Here is a 22269-nt window from a genome sequence, read left to right as displayed (position 1 = left end):
CTGTTTCACACTGTGAAACTCACATCCTCTGCCCAGACCAAACAACTTCGCCGATGATTTCAAAGTCGGTGCCTTTCAAATCTTCCTTGCTCAGTTCCCATGCTTCATAAGCGGTGTTATCACTGACCACCTTGATGCCGCCCGGCAAGAACTGCAGACGTTTAACCATCAATTGGCCGTCGTAGCGGAACACATAAACCCCATCCGTAGAGAATCCATCCACACGGTTAACCATGACAATGCTTTGGTTTTTGAGAGTAGGGCTCATGCTATCGCCACGAATCGGCATTAAGAAAATATCGTTAGGGTTGAAACCTAACTCATGCCGGATATAGCGTTCGCTGAATACCATTGCGCTTGATTCTTCTTCCTTCTCGACCAGCGCTCCATGTCCTGCACTCACTTCGATATCAAACAGCTGTAATGCAATGTAACCCTTGGGAGTTATTGCACCCGTTTCTGCGACTCGTTTCGCCTTTATGAAAATATCTTCTGGGATTTTTTCCCGCGTTTTCCATGACTGGATCGTCTTCGGGGAAACCTCTAGAGCCCTTGCCAAGTCAACGTTCTTGGCGGTTTGAGTCATTTTTTTTAGCTGTTCAATTTGTTCATCTATGTGCTTCATGAAGTCTGCCTATGTCTGCAAAAACATTGCGGTTCATAAAATGATCCGCAATAATGCTGCATATGGTTAATGCAGGTGATTTGAAGTCGTTGACGCCGACTAGAGTTACCTCAAGTCTACTACATGGGTGAGTTATGAACACAAATTTTGCACTGCTAGCACGATTCGGAAGCCCTACGGTTGAGCTTCGAAATGTCTGCCAAGAATTCTTTGGCATCACACCAAAAACAGCTGAACAAAAGGTAAAGGCGTGTGACTTTCCAGTCCCTACCTTCAAATTGCGTGATTCTGAACGCAGTCCGACGCTAATCAAGATTGAAGATTTAGCAAAACACATCGACGAGTGTTATGCCGCTGCCAAGCATGAATGGCAACAGGTGAACCACTAACAGGGGGCGGCTATGTCGAATCATCCGATTCATCAACCATGTCCTGACATGGAAGGGTGCAAGAACTTCGACCCAGCACTAAAAGCCCGTTCGCTTGAGCAGTTAAGAAAGCTAAGGGCAAAGCACCAACTGAAAGCACACTCGAACCTCACAGGCGGCTGCGATTTCCGTTACAGCCGTGAATATCAAGTACAAGCACGGCGCGCATTCAAGGCGCAAAAGGGATTGTTATGAGCGTCCAAGTCCATGAGTTAAAGATTCAACCGAAGTATCTTGAAGCCATTATTCGCGGTGACAAAACATTCGAAATTCGTCTAAACGACCGAAATTTTAAAGTGGGTGATCGTGTGATGCTTATCGATGGTGAGCGCTATATCGAGATTCGCATTAAGTTTCTCACTGACTATCAACAGAAGCCGGATAATGTCGTTTTCTCTTTTGATTGGATCCGAGGGGGTAAATGTGGCGACCGTTGAGTTCTATTCAAACGAAAAGTGTTTGCCTCTACCTAATCAAGCGGTGCCGTTTCCGGTTCATGCCAACTATCACCGCACCATTGCCGAGGCGCAACAATTCACAGGTAACGAACCAACCACGCTGTTAACCAATATCGCGGTTATCCCTTGCGAAGGGGATAAGCGGATAGTGGTTCTGGCTTAGATAAGGAATTCGAAAATGGAAATGTTCACTCGGTCGATAGAAACCTTGATTGCTGATTTAAAGAAAAGGGTGACTCATGTCTTGGTACAGGATGATAACGGTCGTCACGCGGGAGAGATTGGAGAGACCTGTTATCAGATGGCTAAGAAGTTAGAAGCGATACAAGACGATAAAGGGGCTAAAATGTTCCTTGAATTTGCCTATGAGTATCGTAACCGACAACTGTTGTCCGGAATAGTGGGAGAAGACTTAGTGACTTCCCACACGGCCGACTTACACAACTTTCTTGTATTGATCGAGCATGAAGGTTTCGATGTTGGCAAGGTTATCGAGCAAGCTGAAAAGATTGCCGATGAATAAAGACGAACTACTCAACATTGCATCGGCGGTCAAACCCGCCGATATCATCGAAAGAAATATAGCCAGCTATGATGCTGGTTTTTTAGGTTTCGGATTTATGGGGCCTCCTGTTGAACTCGCCACAAACGAGCAATGGTGGGAGATGAATCGCGTCTTTCGTGATTCTGAAATTTATGCGCGCAAAGAAGCCGAAGCCTTTAAACCCGATCCAAAATTTATCGCCTATCAACGTGAGAAGATCTTAGCGCGAAGCGCGGCGCAAAGCGCCGAAAAGAATAGGCTTGTCCAAGGCCGCAAAAGTCCGACACGCAATAAAGACCCGCGTCATATCACCAAATTAACCGCGCTCCGCCGCTCTCTACAGGGCGTAAAAGAGTTTGACGACCGGACGGCCATGCAACCGGAATCGCTCTACGACAGCGCCGACAGGGCGAAAATGAAGCCCCGTGTTTCCACCATTCAATTGCTGCACCAAGAATGGTCAGGGAAATATCGTCTACAGCACATTGTTGAAATGGCACCGAGTGATGCACCGGAAGCCAACGACGGCGACCGCTACACAGATGCGTTAACCCCTCGCGCCGTGGGTAAGATTTTTGAAAGCGCCGCATACGTCGCAACGTGTCATGAAGGCTTCAACACTTTCGCAACCCTCACTTGCACAACAGAAATGCGAAACGCCATTTTTGAAGGCAAAACTACGCTTGGCAAAGAGGTGTCGCGCTTCATCGATGGCATTCGCAAAATGTTTCGTCGCGGTTGGCAGGGCATAGACGCAGACGGCGAACCCTTCGAGCACGAAGAACGAATCGATGATTTGCATTACCTCTGGGTGGCCGAATGTCCAGCCAACGAAGACGGCGAGCCTAACCCACACATTCACTTACTCACCAACTGGAAAGTGGGACGTGAACATTTCGATGCCTGGGCGGAACGTATCGAGGGGCTATGGGGCAAAGGCATGGTGCATTTAGAGCGCATTCGAAACCCCAAAGCCGCAGGGACTTACATCATCAAAGCCGTTGGTTATGCCGCGAAAGGCGGAAACGCAAACCAAGGGCTCATTAAAGGTAATCGCTATGGTATCGCTCAACCGAGCCGCGCGCCCGGTTGGACATGTCTTGATCGGTTTGAGGCCGACAACATGGTCGCCATCATCAAAGAGTGTGGTTACAAGCTTGAACAGTGGCGAAAGCCTTACGAACGCCAACTTCGCAAACTCACCAAAAAGCGCGAAGAGACTATTAGGGCTATCGGTGTCCTAAAGCAAAAAAAGGATTCGCCCGACCAACTCGCCAAACTCCGCGCCAAGCTCAAACGCATTCAAGAAGCCTATAGCGAGAACAGCAAAACCCTGAAATCGCGGGGAGTGTTCGCTTCAACCAAGAATCGGTTTTGTCTGCATTTTGATGGCGAGGATGCAGAAGACAAGATGGATGATTTTCTGATGTGGGCGGCGGGGGCGCGCGGTTGGAGCATGACGCCCACGTCCGGTGATAACTGCTTAGAAGTGCGTAATGCAGCGAGGACGCATTATGCCGAGCAGCGGCGACGATGGCGGGAAAAGCTCGCCTACTGGAAGGCCGTGTTACGTGAGCCGCTATTTGAGGAGCGCTGGCACGATAGGGAAAACGATATTTGCGCGGCGCTTTGTCGCGACTACCTCGACGGGGCAACGCTAATGCCCACGCGCCCGTCATTGCACTAAAGGGCAACGGAGAGAGAAATGGAAGTTACTGAACTGATGGAAGTCACCAACCAGCTAGAAAGCTCGGTAGAGAAGGCAAGTAGCAACATGATGTTGAAACCTGCTGTCCCTGTGCTGCGTTCGGTGGTGCGTTGGATGAAAGGGGTTAACCAAAAAGTTAGCCAAATGGAACAGCAACTCAAGGAACTACAGCATGAGCAAAAGTAAAAACCCAACCGTGGGTTACCTACCCTGTTCAACACCCGGTTGCGGCTGTGTGTGTACGGTTCACCAAGTTGGCGCACACAAAGCCGCAACGGAAGGTGAAGCCCCGAAAAACAAACGCCGTTTGGGGTTGTACTACACGCTTTGCCCCAAATGTGGTGCAGACCAGCGCAGCGGTGCCGAGCGTCAGGAATTCATCAAGCACAACATGGTTGAAACCGAAGCGGAAGCGCGAAACCAAACCGAGCCGACAGCGGCCAATGACGATGTGTTACTGGAAACCGTCGAAACCGAAGTGGTAACCGAAAACCAAACCGCTCTAACCGAAACAGATACCCAACAAGCAACTGAGGTTAAACCGAAAAAAACGGTTAATCCGGTTTTGATTGGTGGCTTTGTTGCGTTGCTCATTGGCGCCGTTTCTTGGTTGGTGAAAGCCAAAAACAAACCGCAACAAACCGAATCTAACCCAACGACACAAGGAATGCAGTCATGAGCCAAACCGAAAACCAAACCGAGCAGGTAACCGAAACCATCGCCCCTGAAACCGCATCCGAGCAGGCTTTATTGAAGGATTTAGCCCAAGCCGACGCGGAACACATCGCTGATGACGCGCCGCCAGTGGATGAAACCGAGTTAACCGAAAGTAAACCGGATGAACCGGAAGTTGAACCGTTTCAGAAAGCGCAGTTTGAAGCGACTCTCGCGCTAATGGGGATTGAAGGCGCGATTAAAATGTTCATTCACCCTCGCTTTGCTTTTGATGATGACGCGCGAGCGCAAACCATTGAGGCATTTGGCCCACTGCTGATCAAGTACGGTAACGTGATACCGGATTGGTTCGCCAAGTATGAAGCGGAAATCAACGCCGGGTATGCCGCCGTCCAGTTAGTCGGAAGTTCAGCCAGTAAGTTGAAGCAACTGAAAGCGGAAGACCTCGCTACGCTGGAAGCCGCTAATGATGAGCAAGAAGCGGAAACCGAGGCAGCATAATGGCAAAGAACCCGAATAACAAACTGCCACTAAAACATGCGTTTTATGTGGCAACCAGCTTTGGCGGTAAGACTACCGCCATCAAAAAGCTAAACCTTGTGACGGCTAAACAGGTTTTGTTCTTTGATCCTTATGAAGACTACAAAGGCATTAAGTTCTACCGTCAACAAACCAAACACTTCACTAACTGGATGGAATTTTACACCGCTGCTAAAAACGCGCGCCGTTCGTCAAAACCGTTTAAGTTTGGTATCACGGTTGAACCGAATCCGGTTAACTTGGAGCGCTTCGCCGCGATCGTGTGGGAATTGGGTGATGGTAAGAAACCGTTAGCTGCGATCTTCGAAGAACTCGCAGTTGCATCTAACCGAGTTGGTAAAGCAGAAGGGCGGTTAGGTCAGTGCTTTACGGGTGGCCGTCGCTATGCCATTGAGTGCCACAGTGCGTTTCAGCGTGGGCAGGAAGTGCCAAAAACGATAATTGGTAATAGCCGCTACCAGTGGATAGGCGTTCAAGCGAGGCTGAAAGATGCTAAGTACCTCTCAGAAGAAACAGGTGTCCCCCTTGCTGAAATCCAGAAGTTACAGCCGGGGGAGTATGTTTTGAAGGAGTTGGGGCGAGATATAATAATAGGGCGAGTTTATAGCTAATAAGCTAATTATAAATGAGGTTGTTGACATCCTTGTCGCATAAAAACTGACTTTTATCTTTATGGTTTTCATGAACTCGAAATCCTCATAAATTACATAGAGGTTGATGTCTTCTATTTTTAAGTGGGCGCTTTTATTTTTAATATGGAGTCAATATTAACCATTGAATCAGAGCAAGGCTGTCCAGATGAGTTAGATACTAGATGCTTTATTTTACTTTCTATTGTTGACGTGTCTTTTGGGGAAAAAGAACGTTCGTGTATAGTAAAACTTAATGATAATCGATAAATGCTATTTTCTTTCCCCTCAATGAAGTAGCTCTCATGCACTTCATTGAATTCTTTTTCGTATCTACCCTGCCAAAGCTCACCTGAGATAAGCCTATATTTGTCGATTATAATTCCTTTTGTTGCCATGAACTTGGCAGCCTTGCTGGGAGCCCAAGCGTTGGGCGGAGGTGTCCCTTCCGTAGCAAGAATTTTGTAAGACTTTCTAACGTTATTAATTGCTACGATTGAGTCAATAAAACCGGGTTCTCCATTCTTTCTAATAAGATGATACCGCCATTGATTTAATTTTTCAGTGTCACATAAAAAGAAAGTGAATGCCATGACCCTGCAGATATGGCTACTTAAACCACCTTTGAAAGGTGTTCTTGTTTGTTCATAGGTTCCGTAGACAACAATTAGCTTAAAGAGTGGAATAGCCATTATTGATAGTAAGATTGGAGTTAAAAAGTCTTGAATTAAAGTTGGGGTTAATACTTTTTGGTAGTGTTGAAGTGTGTTTATTGATGATGCTGAAATAATAAATATACCAAGTGTTGCCAGTATCCATTCAATAAACTGGGTGACTTTTTGTTTTCTTCCTCTTTTTCTGATATGTGTTTTAGTAAAACAATGAAAGATATTGATGTTAATAGCAATAGTTCTGCGAAGAATGAAAATGCGTGAGTGTTTATCCAGATTTGCAATATTACCAAGGCTTTGCAGTTTTGAATTGCTATTTTTCTGTGACTGATTTTTTCATTTTTGAAAATGTTTCCAATGTTGGCAAGTAGAAAACCGAAAAACCAATATATGGTGTTTTTTACTTGATGGAATGTCCAGAAGTTTATTGCATCAAGAATTATGACGCAGACTAAAGTATACAGTGTGCAAAATAGTAGTAAGTATTTTATCTGGGTCTTTAGTATGCAGTTATAAATCAGGTTAACATAGAAGAGTTTTCTTAATTTTGGCGACATAGCCATAAATACTAGGAAGGCCCCAATAGAAAACAATAAGGCAAAGTCTCTGTTAGTAAACTGTTCGATCATGACACAAACCAACTTAAATTTATAACCTATTAGGTTACCCCTCTAACCTAATAGGTTAAACCGTCTTATCAGACATCTGTGACTGTGTTCTTGTATCTACCGTTCGTTAAACACGCAATCTTGCAAACAACAACGGTAGAGCACACATGAAAAAAACAACCATCAAGTTAGTTGCCATCACTGCGGGCGTCGCCTGTGCGGTGGTCTGGGCGTCGAATAACGTCGACTTCGTGAAAGACAAACTTGGCAAAGGGAGCTGGTTCTAATGGAAATGGTATCCACTCCGTTCGCCCCGCGTCCGAAAGAGCTAGACCCGTTTGAGGGTGTTGGCTGGGGCAACCGCAGCATGCTGAGTTTGGCGGCTGGCCCTACTTATTACGGCATCGAACTTATCACTAACATTACTGACCCGAAAGACATCGAGCGCGTTGAAGTTACCCTTAACGGTGACGCAAAAATCAATGTGACGGGTGAAACGCTTGTTGCATTGCAAAAGCACCGTAAAAACTACGTTGAAGCAGGCCGCTATATCATTCCGCTAGGTGATCAAACCATGCGTACAAAGGTGGGTGTTCGTCATGGTGAGTTGGTCACGCTGCCCGGTGAGCTTTGGATCATCTACGTCACCCTAAAAAGTAAAGCTGCTGATGTAACACCGCCAATTGTTCGTGCCCGTGCTCATCTTGGTGCAGCACAGCAAGACCGCTATTTCTTGCCGCGTATCTACGAACTGTCTTGGACATGTTCGCAAACTGGCCGTATTCCACATGATTGGAAAGAGCGCAGCCCGTTCTTAAACATTAAGCGCATTCACTTCAAAGACGATTCCGTAGAGCGCATCCGCGTACTGCGTGACAACTTGGAAGAGATCAACGTGACCAAAGCGGATAACGCATTCGACTTGGCACACGCCGACCTCGAACAAAACCCCGGTTGGTTCTCGTTGGACTTCTGTCGCTATGGCTTCGGTAACGATGGCCAGCTAAACACGGCCGCAAACATGCAGTTGGCGTTTGAACTGGATAAAACCGAAGTGGGCAACATTCCGGTGATCGTTGAAGCGGTTCAACAGGTGAAACCACTACCGACCGCCGCATAACTTAGGGGGCGCAATGAGCGACTTTTCTTGGAGCTGGGACGGTGTAGGCGAAACGCTGGGTGGCTTGTTCGATACCGTGGTGGATGGGGGCTCAAACCTCGTCAACGCATGGGTAGATAACCAAGCCAACTTATTGCAATCCGCGTCACCTGAACAGCATCGTGCGCCCACGCCGATACCTCAAACCCCGCAGGGTACACCGCTACCCCAAAGCGGTAACAACATGATGCCTGTTTACGTTATGGGAGCAGTCATCATTGCGGGGTTGGGATATTTGGCGATGAAGGGGCGATGACATGCAGGTACTCATTATCGCGGTATTAGCGGCGGGAGCACTGGGCGTGTTTGGTGGCTTGACCGTTGGTGATGGCCTTAACGACTTGAAGAACCTCACGATCATTCTTTCGCTGATGTACTTCTATTTCAAATTCTTCCACAAGGGCGGCGCATGGTAATTCCTGACATTAACAATGCAGGCGGCAGCATGCCGATTAATGCGGCGGGTGGGCACGCGGGCCCATCTGCGGCCAACTCGCATGTTTCCGCTGGGGCAAACACCGGAGCGGTGAATTTTGGGGGCGGCAATGACTACCTGATTTGGTTAGTTATCGCTTTGCTGGCCTACCTGATGTGGAAAGCAAAATAGGGAGTTTGACGGATGCCAAAACATGGAAAATCAATGCCAGTTAACCGCCAGCCTCGCAATCTGTTTGTTAACCGCATTGTACGTTTGAACCGTCGCAACATGCGCCGATTCCCAACGGAAAAAGTGAATGCGATTAGCTTCTCGCGGGGGCGTCGATGAATTTCACCCATATTCGCGCCAGTGCGAAAGATTTGAATGTGCATCTTAATGCGATGCGTCCGGCTTATGACGGTAGTGATTCCCCCAAATTGGAGTTTGATTTACTGCGCGAGTGGGTAGAAGGCCAACACGCCAGTTTTTACAAAGTCACGGGCAAGGGTGTTTCACTGCGCTTTGTCGGGCGTTTTGAAGAGAGCACTTATCACATCATCGCGATGACAGGAAAAGGGTTAGGGATTGCTGCCCCGTTCATCATCGACCGAATTCGTGAGTGTGGTTATGACGCGATCCAGTATCACACCTATCGCAAAGGGATGCGTCGCATCTTAAACCGCTTTGGGTTTGCTGAAGCGCAAACGCTACGCAAGTTCGACGGTAAACGGGAGACGGTTCACCGTTTGGTGTTAGGGAGTAAGCATGGGTAAGGGCGGTTCAAGTTCCAGTAATACCACGACAACGACAACCAACACGAGCGGCAGCATCGCGTTTCAAGGTGACAACCTCGGCACCAACGTGTCAGGCGTAAACATGGCGGGTGACTTAAACCTCACGGCCACTGACCACGGCGCGATTAATGCGGCTTTAGAGTTTGCCACTGATTCAATGCAAGCGTATGTGCAAGGCAATAACGATGTAGTGAGCAAAGCCATGCTTACCACGACTGAACTCGCTGACAACATGATGGTGATGAACAGTGAAAACCTTGCGCATATGGCTGGATTACAGGGCAACCAAGCAGCGCAAAACACCGAGAACATCAACGCCATGATGAAGCTCGCAACGATTGCGGCCGACGGCGGACAAACCGCCACGTCTGAGCAAATGAAGTGGGTGATCTTCGCAGTGCTAGCGGCAATGGTGGTGATAGGAGTGAAAGGACGATGAAGCAAATATTAGCCCCGCGCCAACAAGTGCAGTTCACTGCGGTAGGGGAATTTATTTATGTCGAACGTGCGCCCGGAAAAGTGCGTATTCGAACCCAGCGCGGTGAGTATGAGCTTACCGAGCGAGCACAGATTAAAGATGCACAGTTGTCCGGCCTCATTACCGTTGAAAACATGGCGAATGTCGAAGGCACTATCGAGCTGCGTTACGGCTACGGCGAATATGTACCACCTAACGATGGGCAATTTGTGAGTGTGGTTGAGATTCCCGAGATGACGATCGCCAAGCTACCACCTGTTGTGGTGGAAACGATGCCAGATGTCGTGATCTCTGAAATGCCTGAAACGGTGGTTTCGGCGATGCCGCCTGTTGCCGTTGAGAGTTTACCCAGCATAAAACTTGAAAACGGCCAAGCGGTGCGGATTTACGCGACCAGTCCGGTGTTATCGAAACCCGTTGGCGGGACGTCGGTTAAAACCCAAACCTTAACAATAACGTCAGGCGCGGCAACCTTAGCCGCAGATAGCGCACGTGCACATGTCCTTATCAAAGCGCCGTCGAGCAATGCCGCGCCTGTCCTTCTTGGTGACTATCCAATTGAACCGGGTGAAAAGCAAACCCTCGCCACGTTCGGCGAGTTGCAACTCACCGGAACGGATAACGACACACTCCACATCATTGAGGTGATGCGATGAGCTTAAAGAATCAGCTTCCCGCAGGGGATGCACGCAACAAAATCGAGTTCCTTGCTGACCATGTCGGCGGCTTGGAAATCGAAGTTAATCAGCAGATTAAGACGATTAACGAGACGGTGATTAATCTCGGCGGCGGTGAAGCCGAAGCGTTAGGGATTCGCAGCGGTAACTTGCTGATGAACGGTAATTTTACCCGTAGCCATGACATGGCACCGGGCGGTGGTCCTGCGTGGTTCAATGCACCAAGCACTTACAGCAAAGCTGCCAACCCCACTGGCATTGTTATCGGGGAGGGTCGCAATATTGCTGCACCTGCTTATTGGAATATCGAGACCGACCGCGATTTAGGCACCTTGGGTGCCAATGCCGAAGCGGGCATGGTGTTCAGTGGCTCGTCACTGATTGATGAAGCGACGAACATTCGCAAGCCGTGTGTGTTCAATATGGCGCTGTCCGGTAGCGAAAAAGCCATGCTGTATCAGCCGTTTCGTATCGATAACATCATGGAGTATGGGCCGTTCCCGGGGGTGAATTACGCCGCCTTTAGTGCGTACTTCTCGGGCTATATGCGAGTGAAAAATTCGTTTCGATTCGGTGTCATAGCACTCGACAAGGATTGGAAGTTCAATCGCATCGTTAAAGAGCAGACCGTCGAACATGACGTACTGCCGCGCGTCTATCACCCCAACTGGTTGCACGGCTTGTACCTTGCGCCGGGGCAAAACTACGCCTTCTTTGTTGAGTTTGATGCCAGTCACCATGGCAGTTTTGAACGTGCGTGGTTCTGTGAAGCGGGGGTTTACTTCAATCCGAGCCAAGAGCCGATAACACCGACGTTTGAATCACCACAAGCGCCGATGATGACTTGGGGGAAGTTGCACAAAACGGGCGTGAATACCTACGCGCTGCCCAATGTGCCGTTTATCGCCGAGCCGCATCGCCACTTATTGATAAGCCCGAGTGTGTCGACACAAGCGACGGCGACGACGGCCAGCATTGATGGCAACGTCATCACCGTAGATTCACCGTCGACTGACCTTGAGTACTACTGGTCGCGCTATCCCATGAAATGCGGTTTCTACGGGTAGGGCGCTATGGGCAAATTTCTACTATTCACCGTGCCGGTGATTTTATTGGGAGTCTGGACAATGAAACGTAATGACGTACCACTGGGCAGCGTGCTGCCTTCGAATAGCTCACTGCCTCGCGGCGTGCGAAACAACAACCCGCTAAACATTCGAGTGGGTAATGATTGGCAAGGCGAGGCTGCGATCTCTCGCGACAACGCTTTTGAAACCTTCAAGTCAGCGGAATACGGTTTCCGAGCAGCCACAAAAGTGCTGCGTTCGTATAACCGCCAAGGTATTAGCACCGTTGCAGGGATTATCAGTCGTTGGGCGCCGTCTAACGAAAACAACACCGAGCACTATATTAATTCGGTCTGTGGCTGGACTGGCTTTAGCCGTGGTCAGGTGATCGATGTGTACAACAAAGAGCAGGTCGCTAAGTTGTTGCATGCGATGAGCATCATGGAAGTGGGGCGTTACTACGACATGGATACCGCGCGCGCTGGCGTCGCAATGGCATAAGGAAAGCCAATGTTTAAGCATTTGAAACAGAGCAGCACACGCACCGGATTACTCCTACTCGCTGGGGCTATCGGTGGGCTGCTAACAGGTAATAGCGAGTTGGTGACTGTCACCATTGGTGAGAACGGCGCTCAAGTGGGCGGCGCCATTCCGGCGGTGATTGGTTTGGGTGTCGGCATCTGGGACACGTTACGTAACGAAAAACAATAACGGGGACAGTATGGAGCAAGCGGCAGCGTCTAGCCTTCTCGCGTTGGGTTTTTCTGCACCGGATATCCTGCTTTTTCTAATGATAATCGGTAATACATGGGGCATAGGGAAACTCGCTATGTACTGCTTCAAACTTGAAAAGGAACTTGCACAGAGGATTGCATATGGCAAAGAAACGCAGCAAAACACGCCGCCGTTCAGCGGTGGGCGTCAATAGCAAAACTGGTCGACTAAAAAAGGGTTACCGTTACGCTAAGGGTGGCCGTGTTGTGAAGGCGAAAAAGAAATGACATTGAATAAGTTTGGCTGGCAAGTCGCAGTGGGCGTCACAACCTTGCTCATCGTGGCGTGGATAAAGCCAAAAGTCATTAAAGAGTAGGGCGCATTATGCGCCCTGTTGTTTTTCATGGAGCTTGTGAGGAAACAATTGCGTGTAAACTTGCCACAGAATATTCAGGTTCCGGTGTCCTGTGACTTGCGCAACCTCTTCAATACTGTACCCCGCCTCAAACAATCTGCTTGCCCCTTCTCGCCTTAAGTCGTGGTATCGCAAGTCTTCAATCCCTAATGCGTTGCGTACTCGTTGAAAGCCTGCGGTTACCGAACGCGAGTTATAAGGGAAAATGCGTCCACTTTGCTTGGGTTGCTTTAACGCGATGTCGAAAGAGTCACCCAGTAGCGGCACGATCATGTGATTCCCTGTTTTCTTGCGCGGGTCTTTGCGATCTCTAACTAACACGGTCTTGTGTTCTTCGTTAAGATCTTCCCAACGTAGCGCACACACTTCACCAATTCGCATACAAGTGAGTATCGAGAATTCCAGAATATCGAGATAAGGAATGCGTGTACTCCCGTTTGGGCGAAACCCCTCGCGTTGTTTTAGTCCTTCCCTGAGTTTGTCCAGCTCGCCCTCTGTTGGTCGCCTAGTGCGCTTCTGGCTTTTGCCTACTAGCTGCATCTCGATAAGTATCGGTACTGCCTCATCAAAAACAGAATAATTGGCGTCAATGTTGAACACGGGCTTGGCCTTCTTCATCACGCTTCGAAGGTAGGCAACATCGTGGTAAATCGTCGCTGGTCCAGCTCCAGCTGCTTTGCGATTTTGGCAATGGGTAATGAGGTCTCGCGTTGTGAGTTCGTTACTTTTTACAGTCGCGATATCGCAATCACGTAGCATTCGAATCACATATTGTTTGGTACGCCCCGTGTTATCCCAAAGGTGCGCCTCGCTCATGAACAAATCTAGCAACTCTGCGATTGACGTAGTACGTTGACTGTTAACGCCATTTTCCTCAATCTCGTTGACCTGATTCTTTGCCCACGCGGTAGCGAGCTGCTTTTTCCTGAAAGTCTTTGCGAATCGGTGTACAATTTTCCCAAATTTTTTGACCGTAATCGTCGCTTTGTAGCGTAACTCGCCGCTTGCTAGCGTGCGCTTTTGAATACTATACGATGCCATTACTTTCCCCTTTGAGGTGTACCGTACGCCTCGTTATTGGGCGTACTAAAGGCGTACCGCGTTAGGTAATTTATAGCATTTCAACGTTACTCTTGGCAATTTAGAGAGCAAGCTAAACCCCTATGAATACAGATAAATCAACGAATTCAGCGAATTTCCCAATGCAGCGCTTTTCTGTTGCGCCGATGCTCGATTGGACGGATAGACATTGCCGTTACTTCCATCGTTTAATGAGTAAAGAAGCGTTGTTGTATACCGAGATGGTAACGACTGGGGCGATTATTCATGGAAAAGGGGACTTCCTTGCGTACAACGATGAGGAACACCCGGTTGCGTTGCAGTTGGGCGGCTCAAATCCACACGATCTTGCTCACTGCGCCAAGTTGGCACAAGAGCGTGGTTATGATGAGATAAATCTCAATGTGGGTTGTCCTTCTGATCGTGTGCAGAATGGCCGATTTGGGGCGTGCTTGATGGCTGAACCAGAGCTAGTAGCGGAGTGTGTCTCTGCCATGCGCGATGTGGTTGATATCCCGGTGACGGTTAAAACGCGAATCGGTATTGATGAGCAAGATTCTTATCAGTTTTTGGTGGATTTTGTCGGGACTGTCCATGAGAAAAGTCAGTGTGACATGTTTACAATCCATGCCCGTAAAGCGTGGTTGAGCGGCTTAAGCCCGAAAGAAAATCGCGAAATCCCGCCATTGGATTATCCTCGTGTCTATCAATTGAAGAAAGATTTCCCGCATTTAACGATGGCGATCAATGGTGGCATTAAGTCATTGGATGAAGCGCTAGAACATCTCAAATATATGGATGGTGTGATGATTGGCCGCGAGGCATATCAAAGCCCGTATTTGATGGCGGAAGTCGATCAGCGCTTGTTTGGTGCTGAGCAGGAAGTCATGAAACGTCGTGCTATCGTCGAAGCAATGTACCCTTACATTGAAGCTCAGCTCAGTAAAGGAAGCTATTTGGGCCATATTACTCGGCATATGCTTGGCTTGTTCCAGAATATGCCTGGTGCGCGCCAGTGGCGTCGCTACATTAGTGAGAATGCTCATAAGCCAGGCGCTGGTATTGAAGTATTAGAGGCTGCGGTAGCGAAGATTCCAGCAGAACTGGATGTGTAATTTTTACCATTTACTTGGCTAATTTGACGAAAGCCTCATCGCTAAACGATGAGGCTTTTTTGTTATCCATTTAAAATCAATAACTTAAATTTTGGCATGCCTCTTGATAACAAGTAAGGAAAGTGAAAACACTATTCATCAGTTAAACACGAGGTAAGTCATGGTTGAGTTTCTTTTTGTACTTGGATTTGCGGGTGTGCTGTTTGTCACCGGAATTAGTCTGGTTGGTTTGCTCATTGCCTTAGCGGTCGGTTTTTTCGTGATGGCATTAGCAGGTATGATCGGCGTCGTATTCAAATTGTTACCTTGGTTGCTTGCGGTGTGGTTGGTTGTTTGGTTAGTTCGTCAACGTAACCCGCAGCCGAGCATGTACTATGGACGCTACCGCTGTCGTAACCGCTATCGTCGGTGATCTTGTGGGGAAACTTCCCCACTTCAATAGTCATGTTGTCTCCTGTCTGCTATAGTCGCAGCCATTAATTTTGGGGGATGACCGAATGAAAAAATTCTCACTGGCAATGTTAGCTTTAGTCGCCGCTTTACCTGCTCAAGCGGATATGTTTTTGGGCGCGAAAGTAGGCGCTGATTTTTGGGGTATGGACGCCAAAGTCAATAATGTAAAATCAGGTGATGATGCAGTAGGCTCCTTCTATGTCGCAGTAGAGCATTTCATTCCTCTGGTACCCAATGTACGTTTACGCCAAACTAACTTGGATACACGTGGTATCGCGTTTAATCAAACGGATATCACCGCGTATTATGAGATTTTAGATAACGATCTTATCAGTTTCGATTTGGGCCTAAATATTGCCAACCTAAGCAGCGGTCGTTTTAACACGCAGCAGTTTAGTGACTGGCAACCTGGCGTTTATGGCAATGTAGAAATTGGTATTCCAGCGACCAACTTGACTATTTTTACTGATCTTAACTTCAGTAGCTTCAATAAAACCAGCATGGTCGATGGCCAGGCGGGTGTGATGTATAGCTTCGGTATGTACGCGTTTGACATGAAGCTTCGCGCTGGATACCGCGCAATGGATTATGATATGGATTGGATAAGCGGTGACGGTGAAGTGTTTAACCGTGGCCCATTTGCTGGTATTGAATTCGATTTTTGATTCGTTATTGATACGATTACAAAAAGCCGCACAAATGTGCGGCTTTTTTTTGCCTATTTTTCACTCCTGAGCCAGATTTAAAAGAAATATAAAAACGAAAGTGAGCAAAGGTATGACGTTGACAGAGTTACAGCGCTTGTACACCTCCCATGAACTGGTGGAAGCGGTTGTCGAGCCTTCGTTGAGCGCAGACGGTTGGATTGTCGAATTTCGTCATCGACGTGGCGGCTTTGTACCTCTAACAGACGCTGCTGGGGTTGAAAAGTGCTATCACGATATTGATCAAGCAACTGAAAATGCGCTCGCGGTAGGATTTCAGCAAGTGCGTATAGCGGATGATTTTTGAGCGATGAGCGCATGTTTTTTAGTGCGGAAAAGGAGGAATGAGTACGTAACCTGACCAAACAAAAGGTTATAAAACATGCTTATCTATTCTTTCTTGTTATTTGGTGAAATGGCTAATCTATCCTCACGCAATGTATAGGGATCGTCGTGTCATGTTACCAAAGGAACTCTCGGCTCTAGCCAGTCCAATAAATGACCAACAATTGGGTCAATTACAACAAACCGTCGCCGAACTCTCGCCACAACAGTTAGCGTGGATGAGTGGTTATTTCTGGGGACTTAGTCAAACGCAAACCGCAGGTCAACCCGTTGCGCAAGCTGGGTTAGCGCCTGTTGCTACTGCACCTGCTGCTCAACCTGCGGGCAAGCTCACCATTATCTATGCCTCGCAAACAGGGAATGCCAAAGGTGTTGCTGAGAAACTGAAAGAAGACTCAGCTGCTGCAGGTATCGAGGTTGAACTGTTTTCGGCAGATGATTACAAAGGTAAAAATCTAGCCAAAGAGCAGTATGTGGTGATTGTTGCCTCGACCAATGGTGAAGGTGAAGCACCCGACAACGCCATTGAACTGCACGAATTCTTGCAGTCAAAGAAAGCACCAAAACTTCCTAACTTGAAGTACGCCGTGATCGGCTTAGGTGATTCAAGTTATGAGTTCTTCTGCCAAACAGGCAAAGACTTTGACAGCTTCCTTTCTAAGCTCGGTGCGACACCGTTCCAACCCCGAGTAGATTTGGATGTGGATTATGAGCAACCTGCCGATGAATGGTGCGCTTCAGCAATTACTTTCCTAAAAGACGCGTTGGCATCAGCGCAAGCTGAAGTGGTGACACTTCCTGTCGGCCAAACAAGTGCTGCGCCGATCGCTTCTGCTTACAACAAGCAGAACCCATTTGAAGCGGAGTTTTTGGTAAGCCAGAAAATTACTGGCCGTAGCTCAGGCAAAGATGTGCGTCATATTGAGATTGATCTTGATGGTTCGGATCTGTCTTACCAACCGGGTGATGCCCTGGGTGTATGGTATGAGAATGATCCTGCGCTTGCTGATGCGATTCTAGCGAAAGCGGGCTTAAAGGGTGATGAATCAGTGACAGTCGGCAACGATACATTGCCACTGCGTCAAGCCTTGATAGAAAAATTTGAAATCACGTCTGCCAACCCTCAGCAAGTGACGCAGTATGCGGAACTATCCGGTAGCAAGAAGCTACAAAAGCTGGTGGAAGATAAAGATAAGCTACGTGATTATGCGAACAACACCCAAGTTGTCGATGTGCTCGCTGAGAAGAAAACCAAGTTGAGTGCAGAACAGCTTGTGGGTCTACTGCGTAAGTTAACACCGCGCCTATACTCTATCGCTTCAAGCCAAGAAGAAGTGGATAGCGAAGTCCATTTGACTGTGGGTGTTGTTGAGTTTGAAAAAGGGGATGAGCAACGTTTTGGTGGCGCATCTTCTTACTTGTCACACCGTGTCGAAGAGGGTGGCAAAGTGAAAGTGTTCGTTGAACACAATAACAACTTTAAGCTTCCAGCAGACGATAATGCGCCAGTGATCATGGTTGGTCCAGGTACTGGTATCGCGCCATTCCGTAGCTTCATCCAAGAACGTGATAATCGTGATGCGGAAGGGAAAAACTGGTTGTTCTTTGGTGACCGTACCTTTACTGAAGATTTCCTTTACCAAGTGGAATGGCAGAAGTACCTGAAATCAGGCATTTTGAGCCAGCTTGATGTGGCCTTTAGTCGCGATCAAGCCGAGAAAGTGTATGTTCAACATCGCATCCTCGAGCAAGCTGAGCAAGTTTGGAACTGGTTACAAGATGGCGCTTATGTCTATGTGTGTGGTGATGCGACACGTATGGCGAAGGATGTCCATGATGCCCTCGTGACTGTGATTGAGCAGCAAGGTGGTAAGAGCCGTGAAGATGCTGAAACATTCCTAAACGATCTCCGTAAAGCGAAACGTTACCAGAAGGACGTGTACTAATGAGCAAGCAACAACAAGAAGTTTTGGGCGAAGTGCTCGGCCCACTATCTGATAACGAGCGCTTGAAAGCGGAGAGTCGCCACCTGCGTGGTACGATCGAAGAAGATCTGCAAGATCGTATTACGGGTGGATTTAAAGGCGATAACTTTCAGTTAATCCGTTTCCACGGTATGTATCAGCAAGATGACCGCGATATCCGTGGTGAGCGTGCTAAGCAAAAGCTTGAGCCACTACACAATGTGATGTTACGTGCCCGTATGCCGGGTGGTGTGATCAAGCCTGATCAATGGTTGGCGATTGATAAGTTTGCAGCAGAACACTCGCTGTACGGCAGTATTCGTCTGACAACCCGCCAAACATTTCAGTTTCACGGCGTGTTGAAGCCAAACATTAAATTGATGCATCAAACGCTCAACAGCATTGGTATTGATGCGATTGCAACGGCAGGTGACGTTAACCGAAACGTGCTGTGTACGTCTAACCCAGTCGAGTCTGAGCTTCACCAAGAAGCCTACGAGTGGGCGGCGAAAATCTCTGAGCATTTATTGCCTAAAACTCGCGCCTATGCGGAAATTTGGCTCGATGGTGAAAAGGTAGAAGAGACAGATAAAGAACCGATCCTTGGGGATAACTATCTGCCACGTAAATTTAAAACAACCGTTGTTATTCCACCGCAAAACGACGTGGATGTACACGCGAATGACTTGAACTTTGTTGCGATCGCCAAAGAAGGCAAGCTAGTTGGTTTTAACGTGCTTGTCGGTGGTGGGTTGGCGATGACACACGGTGACTTAGCCACTTACCCGCGTAAAGCGGATGATTTTGGTTACATCCCATTGGAGAAAACACTGGATGTTGCGGCTGCTGTGGTCACGACACAGCGCGACTGGGGTAACCGTAGCAATCGTAAGAATGCAAAAACCAAGTACACCTTGGATCGCGTCGGTATTGATGTATTTAAAGCCGAAGTGGAAAAGCGTGCGGGGATCGCGTTTGAAGCGAGCCGTCCTTATGAGTTTACCGGGCGTGGTGACCGTATCGGGTGGGTTGAAGGCATTGATGGTAAACATCATTTAGCGCTGTTTATTGAAAATGGCCGTCTGCTGGACTTCCCGGGCAAGCCTTTGAAAACGGGGATGGCTGAGATTGCGAAAGTACACAAGGGTGACTTCCGCATGACAGCGAATCAGAACATTATCGTAGCGGGCGTACCGAAATCGCAAAAAGCGAAGATCGAGAAAATTGCGCGTGCACACGGCTTGATGGATGACAACACGTCTGAGCAACGTAAAAACTCGATGGCTTGTGTGGCTTTTCCTACTTGTCCATTGGCCATGGCTGAGGCAGAACGCTTCCTACCTGAGTTTGTCACTGACGTAGAAGGTCTGCTTGAGAAGCATGAAGTCCCGCAAGACGACAATATAATCCTACGTGTTACTGGCTGCCCGAATGGATGTGGTCGCGCCATGTTGGCGGAAGTGGGGTTAGTCGGTAAAGCGCCGGGGCGTTACAACCTGCACTTAGGGGGTAACCGCGCGGGGACGCGTGTGCCTAAAATGTACAAAGAGAACATTACTGACAAGCAGATCCTAGAAGAGTTGGATGAATTAATTGGCCGCTGGTCATCGGAACGCGAAGGGAACGAAGCGTTTGGTGATTACGTAATTCGCGCGGGCATTATTGCAGAAGTTAAAGTATCGAAGAGGGATTTCTATGCCTAAATATCAACTGGCTGAATTGCTGGCTTTACCTAAGGTAGAGCAAATCCTTGCCTTAGCAGAAGTGAATGCAGAGTTAGAAGCGTTGTCGGCGACTCAGCGAGTTGAGTGGGCGCTTGAAAACCTACAAGGCGAGTTTGCGCTCGCCTCTAGCTTTGGCATCCAAGCCGCTGTGATGTTGCATTTAGTGACATCGGTGAAGTCTGATGTGCCTGTTATTTTGACTGACACGGGCTACCTGTTTCCAGAAACCTACCAGTTTATCGATCAACTGACGACGAAGCTGAACTTGAATCTGCATGTCTATCAGGCGCGCGAAAGTGCGGCATGGCAAGAAGCGCGCTACGGTAAATTGTGGGAACAAGGGGTGGATGGGATCAGTAAGTATAACCGCATCAATAAAGTAGAGCCCATGCGTCGCGCATTGGATGAACTGAATGTGGGGACGTGGTTCTCCGGGTTACGCCGTGAGCAATCTGATTCTAGAGCGAATTTACCGATTCTGGCGATTAAGAATGGTTTGTTTAAATTCTTGCCTGTGATTGACTGGAGCAAGCAAGATGTGGACGACTATCTAGCGCAGCATGATCTGCCCATTCATCCACTGTTTGAGCAGGGCTATCGTTCCGTGGGTGATGTCCATACCACGGAAAAATGGCGTCCGGGTATGTCAGAGCAAGAAACACGCTTCTTCGGTTTGAAACGAGAATGTGGCTTGCATGAAGATGATGTCAAAGGTGACGGCGAAGGTATTTAATTGTCGATAACGATAACATTGCGAATAAGAAAGGGAAGCGAATGCTTCCCTTCAGACTGCTGACAAAGGTCTAGCTTTCGAGCTAGACCTTTGATCTAATAGGGGTATCGAAATATGGACACTCCGTTATGCTTCAAGAGCCTACTCCGCAACAATACGAACTGGAAATGGTGACGATGGAACAGTTAGTTCCTAAAAACCATTTAGTGCGTAAAATCGATAATGCTATCGACTTCGAATTCATTCGAGATGAAGTCGCTCATCTTTACTGTAAAGATAATGGACGCCCACCTGTTGACCCTGTCCGCCTCTTCAAAATCATCTTACTTGGCTACATCTTTGGCATAAAAAGTGAGCGTCAGCTCGTCAAAGAGATTGAAGTGAATGTCGCTTACCGTTGGTTCTTGCGGATGTCATTAACAGAGAAAGTCATTCACGCTTCTACTCTCAGCCAGAACCGCATTCGTCGCTTTAATGGCACGGATGTATTCGAACGTATTTTTATCAATATCGTAGAGCAAGCCATGTCGAAAGGCTTGGTCGCGGGTCAAGAGCTCTTTACGGACAGTACTCATCTCAAAGCGAACGCCAACAAGAATAAACACACCAATAAAGTCACGGCGGTTCGTGCCAGTACCTATCTTGATATGCTGGATGAAGACGTCGCTTTAGACCGAGAAAAGCAGGTAAGAAGCCACTTAAGGCTCGGGAGTCAGAGCCAAAAACAAAGAATACTAAAACCAGCACCACTGACCCAGAGAGTGGCTTCATGACTCGTGATAATAAGCCTCAAGGCTTCTTTTATCTCGACCATCGAACCGTTGATGGTCAACACGGAATTATTCTCGATACCTACACCACCGCGGGTAACATCAATGACTCACAGCCTTACGTTCAACGCTTAGATTACACGCTTGCCACATTCCAATTGAACCCGATAGCTGTTGGACTGGATGCGGGCTACTTTACTGCTCCAGTGGCGGAGTCACTTGAACGTCGAGCTATTCTTGGCGTGTTCGGTTATCGACGTCCATCTAGAACGAAAAATACGTTCAAAAAGAAACACTTTACTTACGATGCGCAAAGAGACAGCTACCAATGTCCGAATGGTCAGGAGTTGCTTTATAAAACGACCTCACGCGATGCGTATCGAGAATACCACTCAGCCCCCAAAGAATGTGCGTTCTGTCCAATGAGGGATGACTGTACTCAAAGCAGAAATATGAAGAAAGTGATTACACGGCATATCTATAGTGACGCAGTAGAGAGGGCAAACCAAATGCGGCTCTCTTCCTACGGCAAGAAGACTTATAGACGTCGAAGTGAAACAGTAGAACGTAGCTTTGCAGACGCTAAGCAACATCACGGTCATCGTTATGCTCGCTTCCGCGGTCTAGCCAATGTGCAAATGCAATGTTGGTTGGCAGCGGCAGCCCAAAACATCAAGAAGATAGCGCTGGTGATGAACTATCTCCGAAAAATAGGCTTAAACATGGCAGAAATGAGGCAAATACTTGCTTCTGTATGCCTATGTAATGAACGGAAACTTCTGCGCACGACATAG

The 22269-nt window shown here is 48.0% G+C and carries 33 protein-coding genes; 30 read left to right on the top strand and 3 right to left on the bottom strand.

Features of this window, described 5'->3' with window-relative positions; translation table 11 throughout:
• Positions 1-19: 19 nt before the first annotated feature.
• Positions 20-625: a S24 family peptidase gene (locus TSUB_RS14725; protein WP_087024460.1), complete on the bottom strand. Its 606-nt coding sequence runs from the start codon at positions 623-625 to the stop codon at positions 20-22.
• Positions 626-759: 134 nt separating this feature from the next.
• Between TSUB_RS14725 and TSUB_RS14720 the strand changes: the two genes are divergently transcribed.
• From TSUB_RS14720 to TSUB_RS14675, 10 genes are read left to right on the top strand one after another with little or no spacing between them, the layout of a single operon-like run.
• Positions 760-1014 carry a pyocin activator PrtN family protein gene (locus TSUB_RS14720; protein ID WP_087024458.1) on the top strand — a complete coding sequence of 85 codons (255 nt, stop codon included), beginning with the start codon at positions 760-762 and terminating at the stop codon, positions 1012-1014.
• A gap of 12 nt (positions 1015-1026) precedes the next feature.
• Entirely contained in the window at positions 1027-1248 is a 222-nt protein-coding gene (locus TSUB_RS14715; RefSeq protein ID WP_087024455.1) for a hypothetical protein, read from the top strand.
• Positions 1245-1490, top strand: coding sequence for a DUF3850 domain-containing protein (locus TSUB_RS14710; protein WP_087024452.1), 246 nt, complete (start codon positions 1245-1247; stop codon positions 1488-1490). Before TSUB_RS14715 ends, TSUB_RS14710 begins: the two co-directional genes overlap by 4 nt.
• On the top strand, positions 1477-1674 hold the full coding sequence (locus tag TSUB_RS14705; RefSeq protein ID WP_087024450.1) for a hypothetical protein: 198 nt from the start codon (positions 1477-1479) through the stop codon (positions 1672-1674). The genes TSUB_RS14710 and TSUB_RS14705 overlap by 14 nt, the downstream gene beginning before the upstream one ends.
• Positions 1675-1689: 15 nt before the next feature.
• A complete protein-coding gene (locus TSUB_RS14700; RefSeq protein ID WP_087024447.1) occupies positions 1690-2034 on the top strand; it encodes a hypothetical protein in 345 nt (114 codons plus the stop codon).
• Entirely contained in the window at positions 2027-3742 is a 1716-nt protein-coding gene (locus tag TSUB_RS14695; RefSeq protein ID WP_087024444.1) for a rolling circle replication-associated protein, read from the top strand. Before TSUB_RS14700 ends, TSUB_RS14695 begins: the two co-directional genes overlap by 8 nt.
• 18 nt (positions 3743-3760) lie before the next feature.
• Entirely contained in the window at positions 3761-3949 is a 189-nt protein-coding gene (locus TSUB_RS14690; RefSeq protein WP_087024442.1) for a hypothetical protein, read from the top strand.
• The gene (locus tag TSUB_RS14685; RefSeq protein WP_087024440.1) at positions 3936-4442 is read left to right on the top strand and encodes a hypothetical protein; all 507 of its coding nucleotides are present in this window, start codon (positions 3936-3938) and stop codon (positions 4440-4442) included. Before TSUB_RS14690 ends, TSUB_RS14685 begins: the two co-directional genes overlap by 14 nt.
• Entirely contained in the window at positions 4439-4939 is a 501-nt protein-coding gene (locus TSUB_RS14680; RefSeq protein ID WP_087024438.1) for a hypothetical protein, read from the top strand. The genes TSUB_RS14685 and TSUB_RS14680 overlap by 4 nt, the downstream gene beginning before the upstream one ends.
• Complete coding sequence (locus tag TSUB_RS14675) at positions 4939-5589, top strand: hypothetical protein (RefSeq protein ID WP_087024436.1); 651 nt, start codon at positions 4939-4941, stop codon at positions 5587-5589. The genes TSUB_RS14680 and TSUB_RS14675 overlap by 1 nt, the downstream gene beginning before the upstream one ends.
• A 119-nt stretch (positions 5590-5708) precedes the next feature.
• Here TSUB_RS14675 and TSUB_RS14670 read toward each other — a convergent pair whose 3' ends face one another.
• Positions 5709-6299: a hypothetical protein gene (locus tag TSUB_RS14670; protein WP_221274546.1), complete on the bottom strand. Its 591-nt coding sequence runs from the start codon at positions 6297-6299 to the stop codon at positions 5709-5711.
• Positions 6300-7172: 873 nt separating this feature from the next.
• Between TSUB_RS14670 and TSUB_RS14665 the strand changes: the two genes are divergently transcribed.
• The 12 genes from TSUB_RS14665 (at position 7173) to TSUB_RS25205 (ending at position 12480) form a co-directional block, all read left to right on the top strand.
• On the top strand, positions 7173-8006 hold the full coding sequence (locus tag TSUB_RS14665) for a major capsid protein P2 (protein ID WP_087019063.1): 834 nt from the start codon (positions 7173-7175) through the stop codon (positions 8004-8006).
• A gap of 13 nt (positions 8007-8019) precedes the next feature.
• Complete coding sequence (locus TSUB_RS14660) at positions 8020-8301, top strand: hypothetical protein (RefSeq protein ID WP_087019061.1); 282 nt, start codon at positions 8020-8022, stop codon at positions 8299-8301.
• Between the two features lies 1 nt (position 8302).
• Positions 8303-8461: a hypothetical protein gene (locus tag TSUB_RS14655; RefSeq protein ID WP_159064868.1), complete on the top strand. Its 159-nt coding sequence runs from the start codon at positions 8303-8305 to the stop codon at positions 8459-8461.
• Entirely contained in the window at positions 8455-8652 is a 198-nt protein-coding gene (locus TSUB_RS14650) for a hypothetical protein (RefSeq protein ID WP_087019059.1), read from the top strand. Before TSUB_RS14655 ends, TSUB_RS14650 begins: the two co-directional genes overlap by 7 nt.
• Positions 8653-8664: 12 nt before the next feature.
• Entirely contained in the window at positions 8665-8811 is a 147-nt protein-coding gene (locus tag TSUB_RS14645) for a hypothetical protein (protein WP_159064867.1), read from the top strand.
• The gene (locus TSUB_RS14640) at positions 8808-9236 is read left to right on the top strand and encodes a hypothetical protein (protein ID WP_087019057.1); all 429 of its coding nucleotides are present in this window, start codon (positions 8808-8810) and stop codon (positions 9234-9236) included. Before TSUB_RS14645 ends, TSUB_RS14640 begins: the two co-directional genes overlap by 4 nt.
• Complete coding sequence (locus tag TSUB_RS14635) at positions 9229-9696, top strand: hypothetical protein (RefSeq protein WP_087019055.1); 468 nt, start codon at positions 9229-9231, stop codon at positions 9694-9696. The genes TSUB_RS14640 and TSUB_RS14635 overlap by 8 nt, the downstream gene beginning before the upstream one ends.
• Entirely contained in the window at positions 9693-10391 is a 699-nt protein-coding gene (locus tag TSUB_RS14630) for a hypothetical protein (RefSeq protein WP_087019053.1), read from the top strand. Before TSUB_RS14635 ends, TSUB_RS14630 begins: the two co-directional genes overlap by 4 nt.
• On the top strand, positions 10388-11479 hold the full coding sequence (locus tag TSUB_RS14625) for a hypothetical protein (protein WP_087019051.1): 1092 nt from the start codon (positions 10388-10390) through the stop codon (positions 11477-11479). Before TSUB_RS14630 ends, TSUB_RS14625 begins: the two co-directional genes overlap by 4 nt.
• Before the next feature lie 60 nt (positions 11480-11539).
• Positions 11540-11980: a virion protein gene (locus TSUB_RS14620; RefSeq protein WP_087019049.1), complete on the top strand. Its 441-nt coding sequence runs from the start codon at positions 11540-11542 to the stop codon at positions 11978-11980.
• A 9-nt stretch (positions 11981-11989) separates the two neighbouring features.
• A complete protein-coding gene (locus tag TSUB_RS14615) occupies positions 11990-12190 on the top strand; it encodes a hypothetical protein (protein WP_087019047.1) in 201 nt (66 codons plus the stop codon).
• Between the two features lie 164 nt (positions 12191-12354).
• Complete coding sequence (locus TSUB_RS25205; RefSeq protein WP_281422913.1) at positions 12355-12480, top strand: hypothetical protein; 126 nt, start codon at positions 12355-12357, stop codon at positions 12478-12480.
• 95 nt (positions 12481-12575) lie between these two features.
• Here the strand turns inward: TSUB_RS25205 and TSUB_RS14610 are convergent, their stop codons facing one another.
• Complete coding sequence (locus tag TSUB_RS14610) at positions 12576-13649, bottom strand: tyrosine-type recombinase/integrase (RefSeq protein WP_087019042.1); 1074 nt, start codon at positions 13647-13649, stop codon at positions 12576-12578.
• Between the two features lie 122 nt (positions 13650-13771).
• On the opposite strand from TSUB_RS14610, the gene dusA reads away from it, so the two are divergent.
• The 8 genes from dusA to TSUB_RS14570 all read left to right on the top strand — a co-directional run bounded on the left by dusA (position 13772) and on the right by TSUB_RS14570 (position 22269).
• Entirely contained in the window at positions 13772-14782 is a 1011-nt protein-coding gene (dusA, locus tag TSUB_RS14605; protein ID WP_087019040.1) for a tRNA dihydrouridine(20/20a) synthase DusA, read from the top strand.
• Positions 14783-14942: 160 nt separating this feature from the next.
• Entirely contained in the window at positions 14943-15194 is a 252-nt protein-coding gene (gene pspG, locus TSUB_RS14600; protein WP_087019039.1) for an envelope stress response protein PspG, read from the top strand.
• 85 nt (positions 15195-15279) lie between these two features.
• Positions 15280-15900, top strand: coding sequence for a TIGR04219 family outer membrane beta-barrel protein (locus TSUB_RS14595; RefSeq protein ID WP_087019037.1), 621 nt, complete (start codon positions 15280-15282; stop codon positions 15898-15900).
• A 112-nt stretch (positions 15901-16012) separates the two neighbouring features.
• Positions 16013-16246, top strand: coding sequence for a thymidylate kinase (locus TSUB_RS14590; protein WP_087019035.1), 234 nt, complete (start codon positions 16013-16015; stop codon positions 16244-16246).
• 151 nt (positions 16247-16397) lie between these two features.
• The gene (locus TSUB_RS14585; RefSeq protein WP_087019034.1) at positions 16398-18230 is read left to right on the top strand and encodes an assimilatory sulfite reductase (NADPH) flavoprotein subunit; all 1833 of its coding nucleotides are present in this window, start codon (positions 16398-16400) and stop codon (positions 18228-18230) included.
• Positions 18230-19951, top strand: coding sequence for an assimilatory sulfite reductase (NADPH) hemoprotein subunit (gene cysI / locus TSUB_RS14580; protein WP_087019032.1), 1722 nt, complete (start codon positions 18230-18232; stop codon positions 19949-19951). Before TSUB_RS14585 ends, cysI begins: the two co-directional genes overlap by 1 nt.
• A complete protein-coding gene (locus tag TSUB_RS14575) occupies positions 19944-20705 on the top strand; it encodes a phosphoadenylyl-sulfate reductase (RefSeq protein ID WP_087019030.1) in 762 nt (253 codons plus the stop codon). The genes cysI and TSUB_RS14575 overlap by 8 nt, the downstream gene beginning before the upstream one ends.
• Positions 20706-20833: 128 nt before the next feature.
• Positions 20834-22269 (top strand): IS1182 family transposase gene (locus TSUB_RS14570; RefSeq protein WP_221274514.1). Its coding sequence is split into 2 segments (ribosomal slippage): positions 20834-21389 and positions 21389-22269, totalling 1437 coding nucleotides; the frame shifts between segments, so codons are not numbered across the junction.

Origin of the sequence: Thaumasiovibrio subtropicus, from assembly GCF_019703835.1 — a bacterium.
GTDB lineage: Bacteria > Pseudomonadota > Gammaproteobacteria > Enterobacterales > Vibrionaceae > Thaumasiovibrio > Thaumasiovibrio subtropicus.
This window is presented reverse-complemented; position numbering and strand designations above follow the sequence as displayed.

Coding starts and splice junctions, on each gene's coding strand:
- TSUB_RS14715 (WP_087024455.1), top strand. CDS start 1,027: ATGTCGAATCATCCGATTCATCAACCATGTCCTGACATGGAAGGGTGC.
- TSUB_RS14695 (WP_087024444.1), top strand. CDS start 2,027: ATGAATAAAGACGAACTACTCAACATTGCATCGGCGGTCAAACCCGCC.
- TSUB_RS14675 (WP_087024436.1), top strand. CDS start 4,939: ATGGCAAAGAACCCGAATAACAAACTGCCACTAAAACATGCGTTTTAT.
- TSUB_RS14680 (WP_087024438.1), top strand. CDS start 4,439: ATGAGCCAAACCGAAAACCAAACCGAGCAGGTAACCGAAACCATCGCC.
- TSUB_RS14615 (WP_087019047.1), top strand. CDS start 11,990: ATGTTTAAGCATTTGAAACAGAGCAGCACACGCACCGGATTACTCCTA.
- TSUB_RS14630 (WP_087019053.1), top strand. CDS start 9,693: ATGAAGCAAATATTAGCCCCGCGCCAACAAGTGCAGTTCACTGCGGTA.
- TSUB_RS25205 (WP_281422913.1), top strand. CDS start 12,355: ATGGCAAAGAAACGCAGCAAAACACGCCGCCGTTCAGCGGTGGGCGTC.
- TSUB_RS14720 (WP_087024458.1), top strand. CDS start 760: ATGAACACAAATTTTGCACTGCTAGCACGATTCGGAAGCCCTACGGTT.
- TSUB_RS14625 (WP_087019051.1), top strand. CDS start 10,388: ATGAGCTTAAAGAATCAGCTTCCCGCAGGGGATGCACGCAACAAAATC.
- TSUB_RS14595 (WP_087019037.1), top strand. CDS start 15,280: ATGAAAAAATTCTCACTGGCAATGTTAGCTTTAGTCGCCGCTTTACCT.
- TSUB_RS14620 (WP_087019049.1), top strand. CDS start 11,540: ATGAAACGTAATGACGTACCACTGGGCAGCGTGCTGCCTTCGAATAGC.
- TSUB_RS14660 (WP_087019061.1), top strand. CDS start 8,020: ATGAGCGACTTTTCTTGGAGCTGGGACGGTGTAGGCGAAACGCTGGGT.
- TSUB_RS14640 (WP_087019057.1), top strand. CDS start 8,808: ATGAATTTCACCCATATTCGCGCCAGTGCGAAAGATTTGAATGTGCAT.
- TSUB_RS14590 (WP_087019035.1), top strand. CDS start 16,013: ATGACGTTGACAGAGTTACAGCGCTTGTACACCTCCCATGAACTGGTG.
- TSUB_RS14725 (WP_087024460.1), bottom strand. CDS start 625: ATGAAGCACATAGATGAACAAATTGAACAGCTAAAAAAAATGACTCAA.
- TSUB_RS14645 (WP_159064867.1), top strand. CDS start 8,665: ATGCCAAAACATGGAAAATCAATGCCAGTTAACCGCCAGCCTCGCAAT.
- TSUB_RS14690 (WP_087024442.1), top strand. CDS start 3,761: ATGGAAGTTACTGAACTGATGGAAGTCACCAACCAGCTAGAAAGCTCG.
- TSUB_RS14670 (WP_221274546.1), bottom strand. CDS start 6,299: ATGGCTATTCCACTCTTTAAGCTAATTGTTGTCTACGGAACCTATGAA.
- TSUB_RS14710 (WP_087024452.1), top strand. CDS start 1,245: ATGAGCGTCCAAGTCCATGAGTTAAAGATTCAACCGAAGTATCTTGAA.
- TSUB_RS14665 (WP_087019063.1), top strand. CDS start 7,173: ATGGAAATGGTATCCACTCCGTTCGCCCCGCGTCCGAAAGAGCTAGAC.
- TSUB_RS14650 (WP_087019059.1), top strand. CDS start 8,455: ATGGTAATTCCTGACATTAACAATGCAGGCGGCAGCATGCCGATTAAT.
- TSUB_RS14585 (WP_087019034.1), top strand. CDS start 16,398: ATGTTACCAAAGGAACTCTCGGCTCTAGCCAGTCCAATAAATGACCAA.
- TSUB_RS14685 (WP_087024440.1), top strand. CDS start 3,936: ATGAGCAAAAGTAAAAACCCAACCGTGGGTTACCTACCCTGTTCAACA.
- TSUB_RS14610 (WP_087019042.1), bottom strand. CDS start 13,649: ATGGCATCGTATAGTATTCAAAAGCGCACGCTAGCAAGCGGCGAGTTA.
- TSUB_RS14575 (WP_087019030.1), top strand. CDS start 19,944: ATGCCTAAATATCAACTGGCTGAATTGCTGGCTTTACCTAAGGTAGAG.
- TSUB_RS14655 (WP_159064868.1), top strand. CDS start 8,303: ATGCAGGTACTCATTATCGCGGTATTAGCGGCGGGAGCACTGGGCGTG.
- cysI (WP_087019032.1), top strand. CDS start 18,230: ATGAGCAAGCAACAACAAGAAGTTTTGGGCGAAGTGCTCGGCCCACTA.
- TSUB_RS14635 (WP_087019055.1), top strand. CDS start 9,229: ATGGGTAAGGGCGGTTCAAGTTCCAGTAATACCACGACAACGACAACC.
- dusA (WP_087019040.1), top strand. CDS start 13,772: ATGAATACAGATAAATCAACGAATTCAGCGAATTTCCCAATGCAGCGC.
- TSUB_RS14700 (WP_087024447.1), top strand. CDS start 1,690: ATGGAAATGTTCACTCGGTCGATAGAAACCTTGATTGCTGATTTAAAG.
- pspG (WP_087019039.1), top strand. CDS start 14,943: ATGGTTGAGTTTCTTTTTGTACTTGGATTTGCGGGTGTGCTGTTTGTC.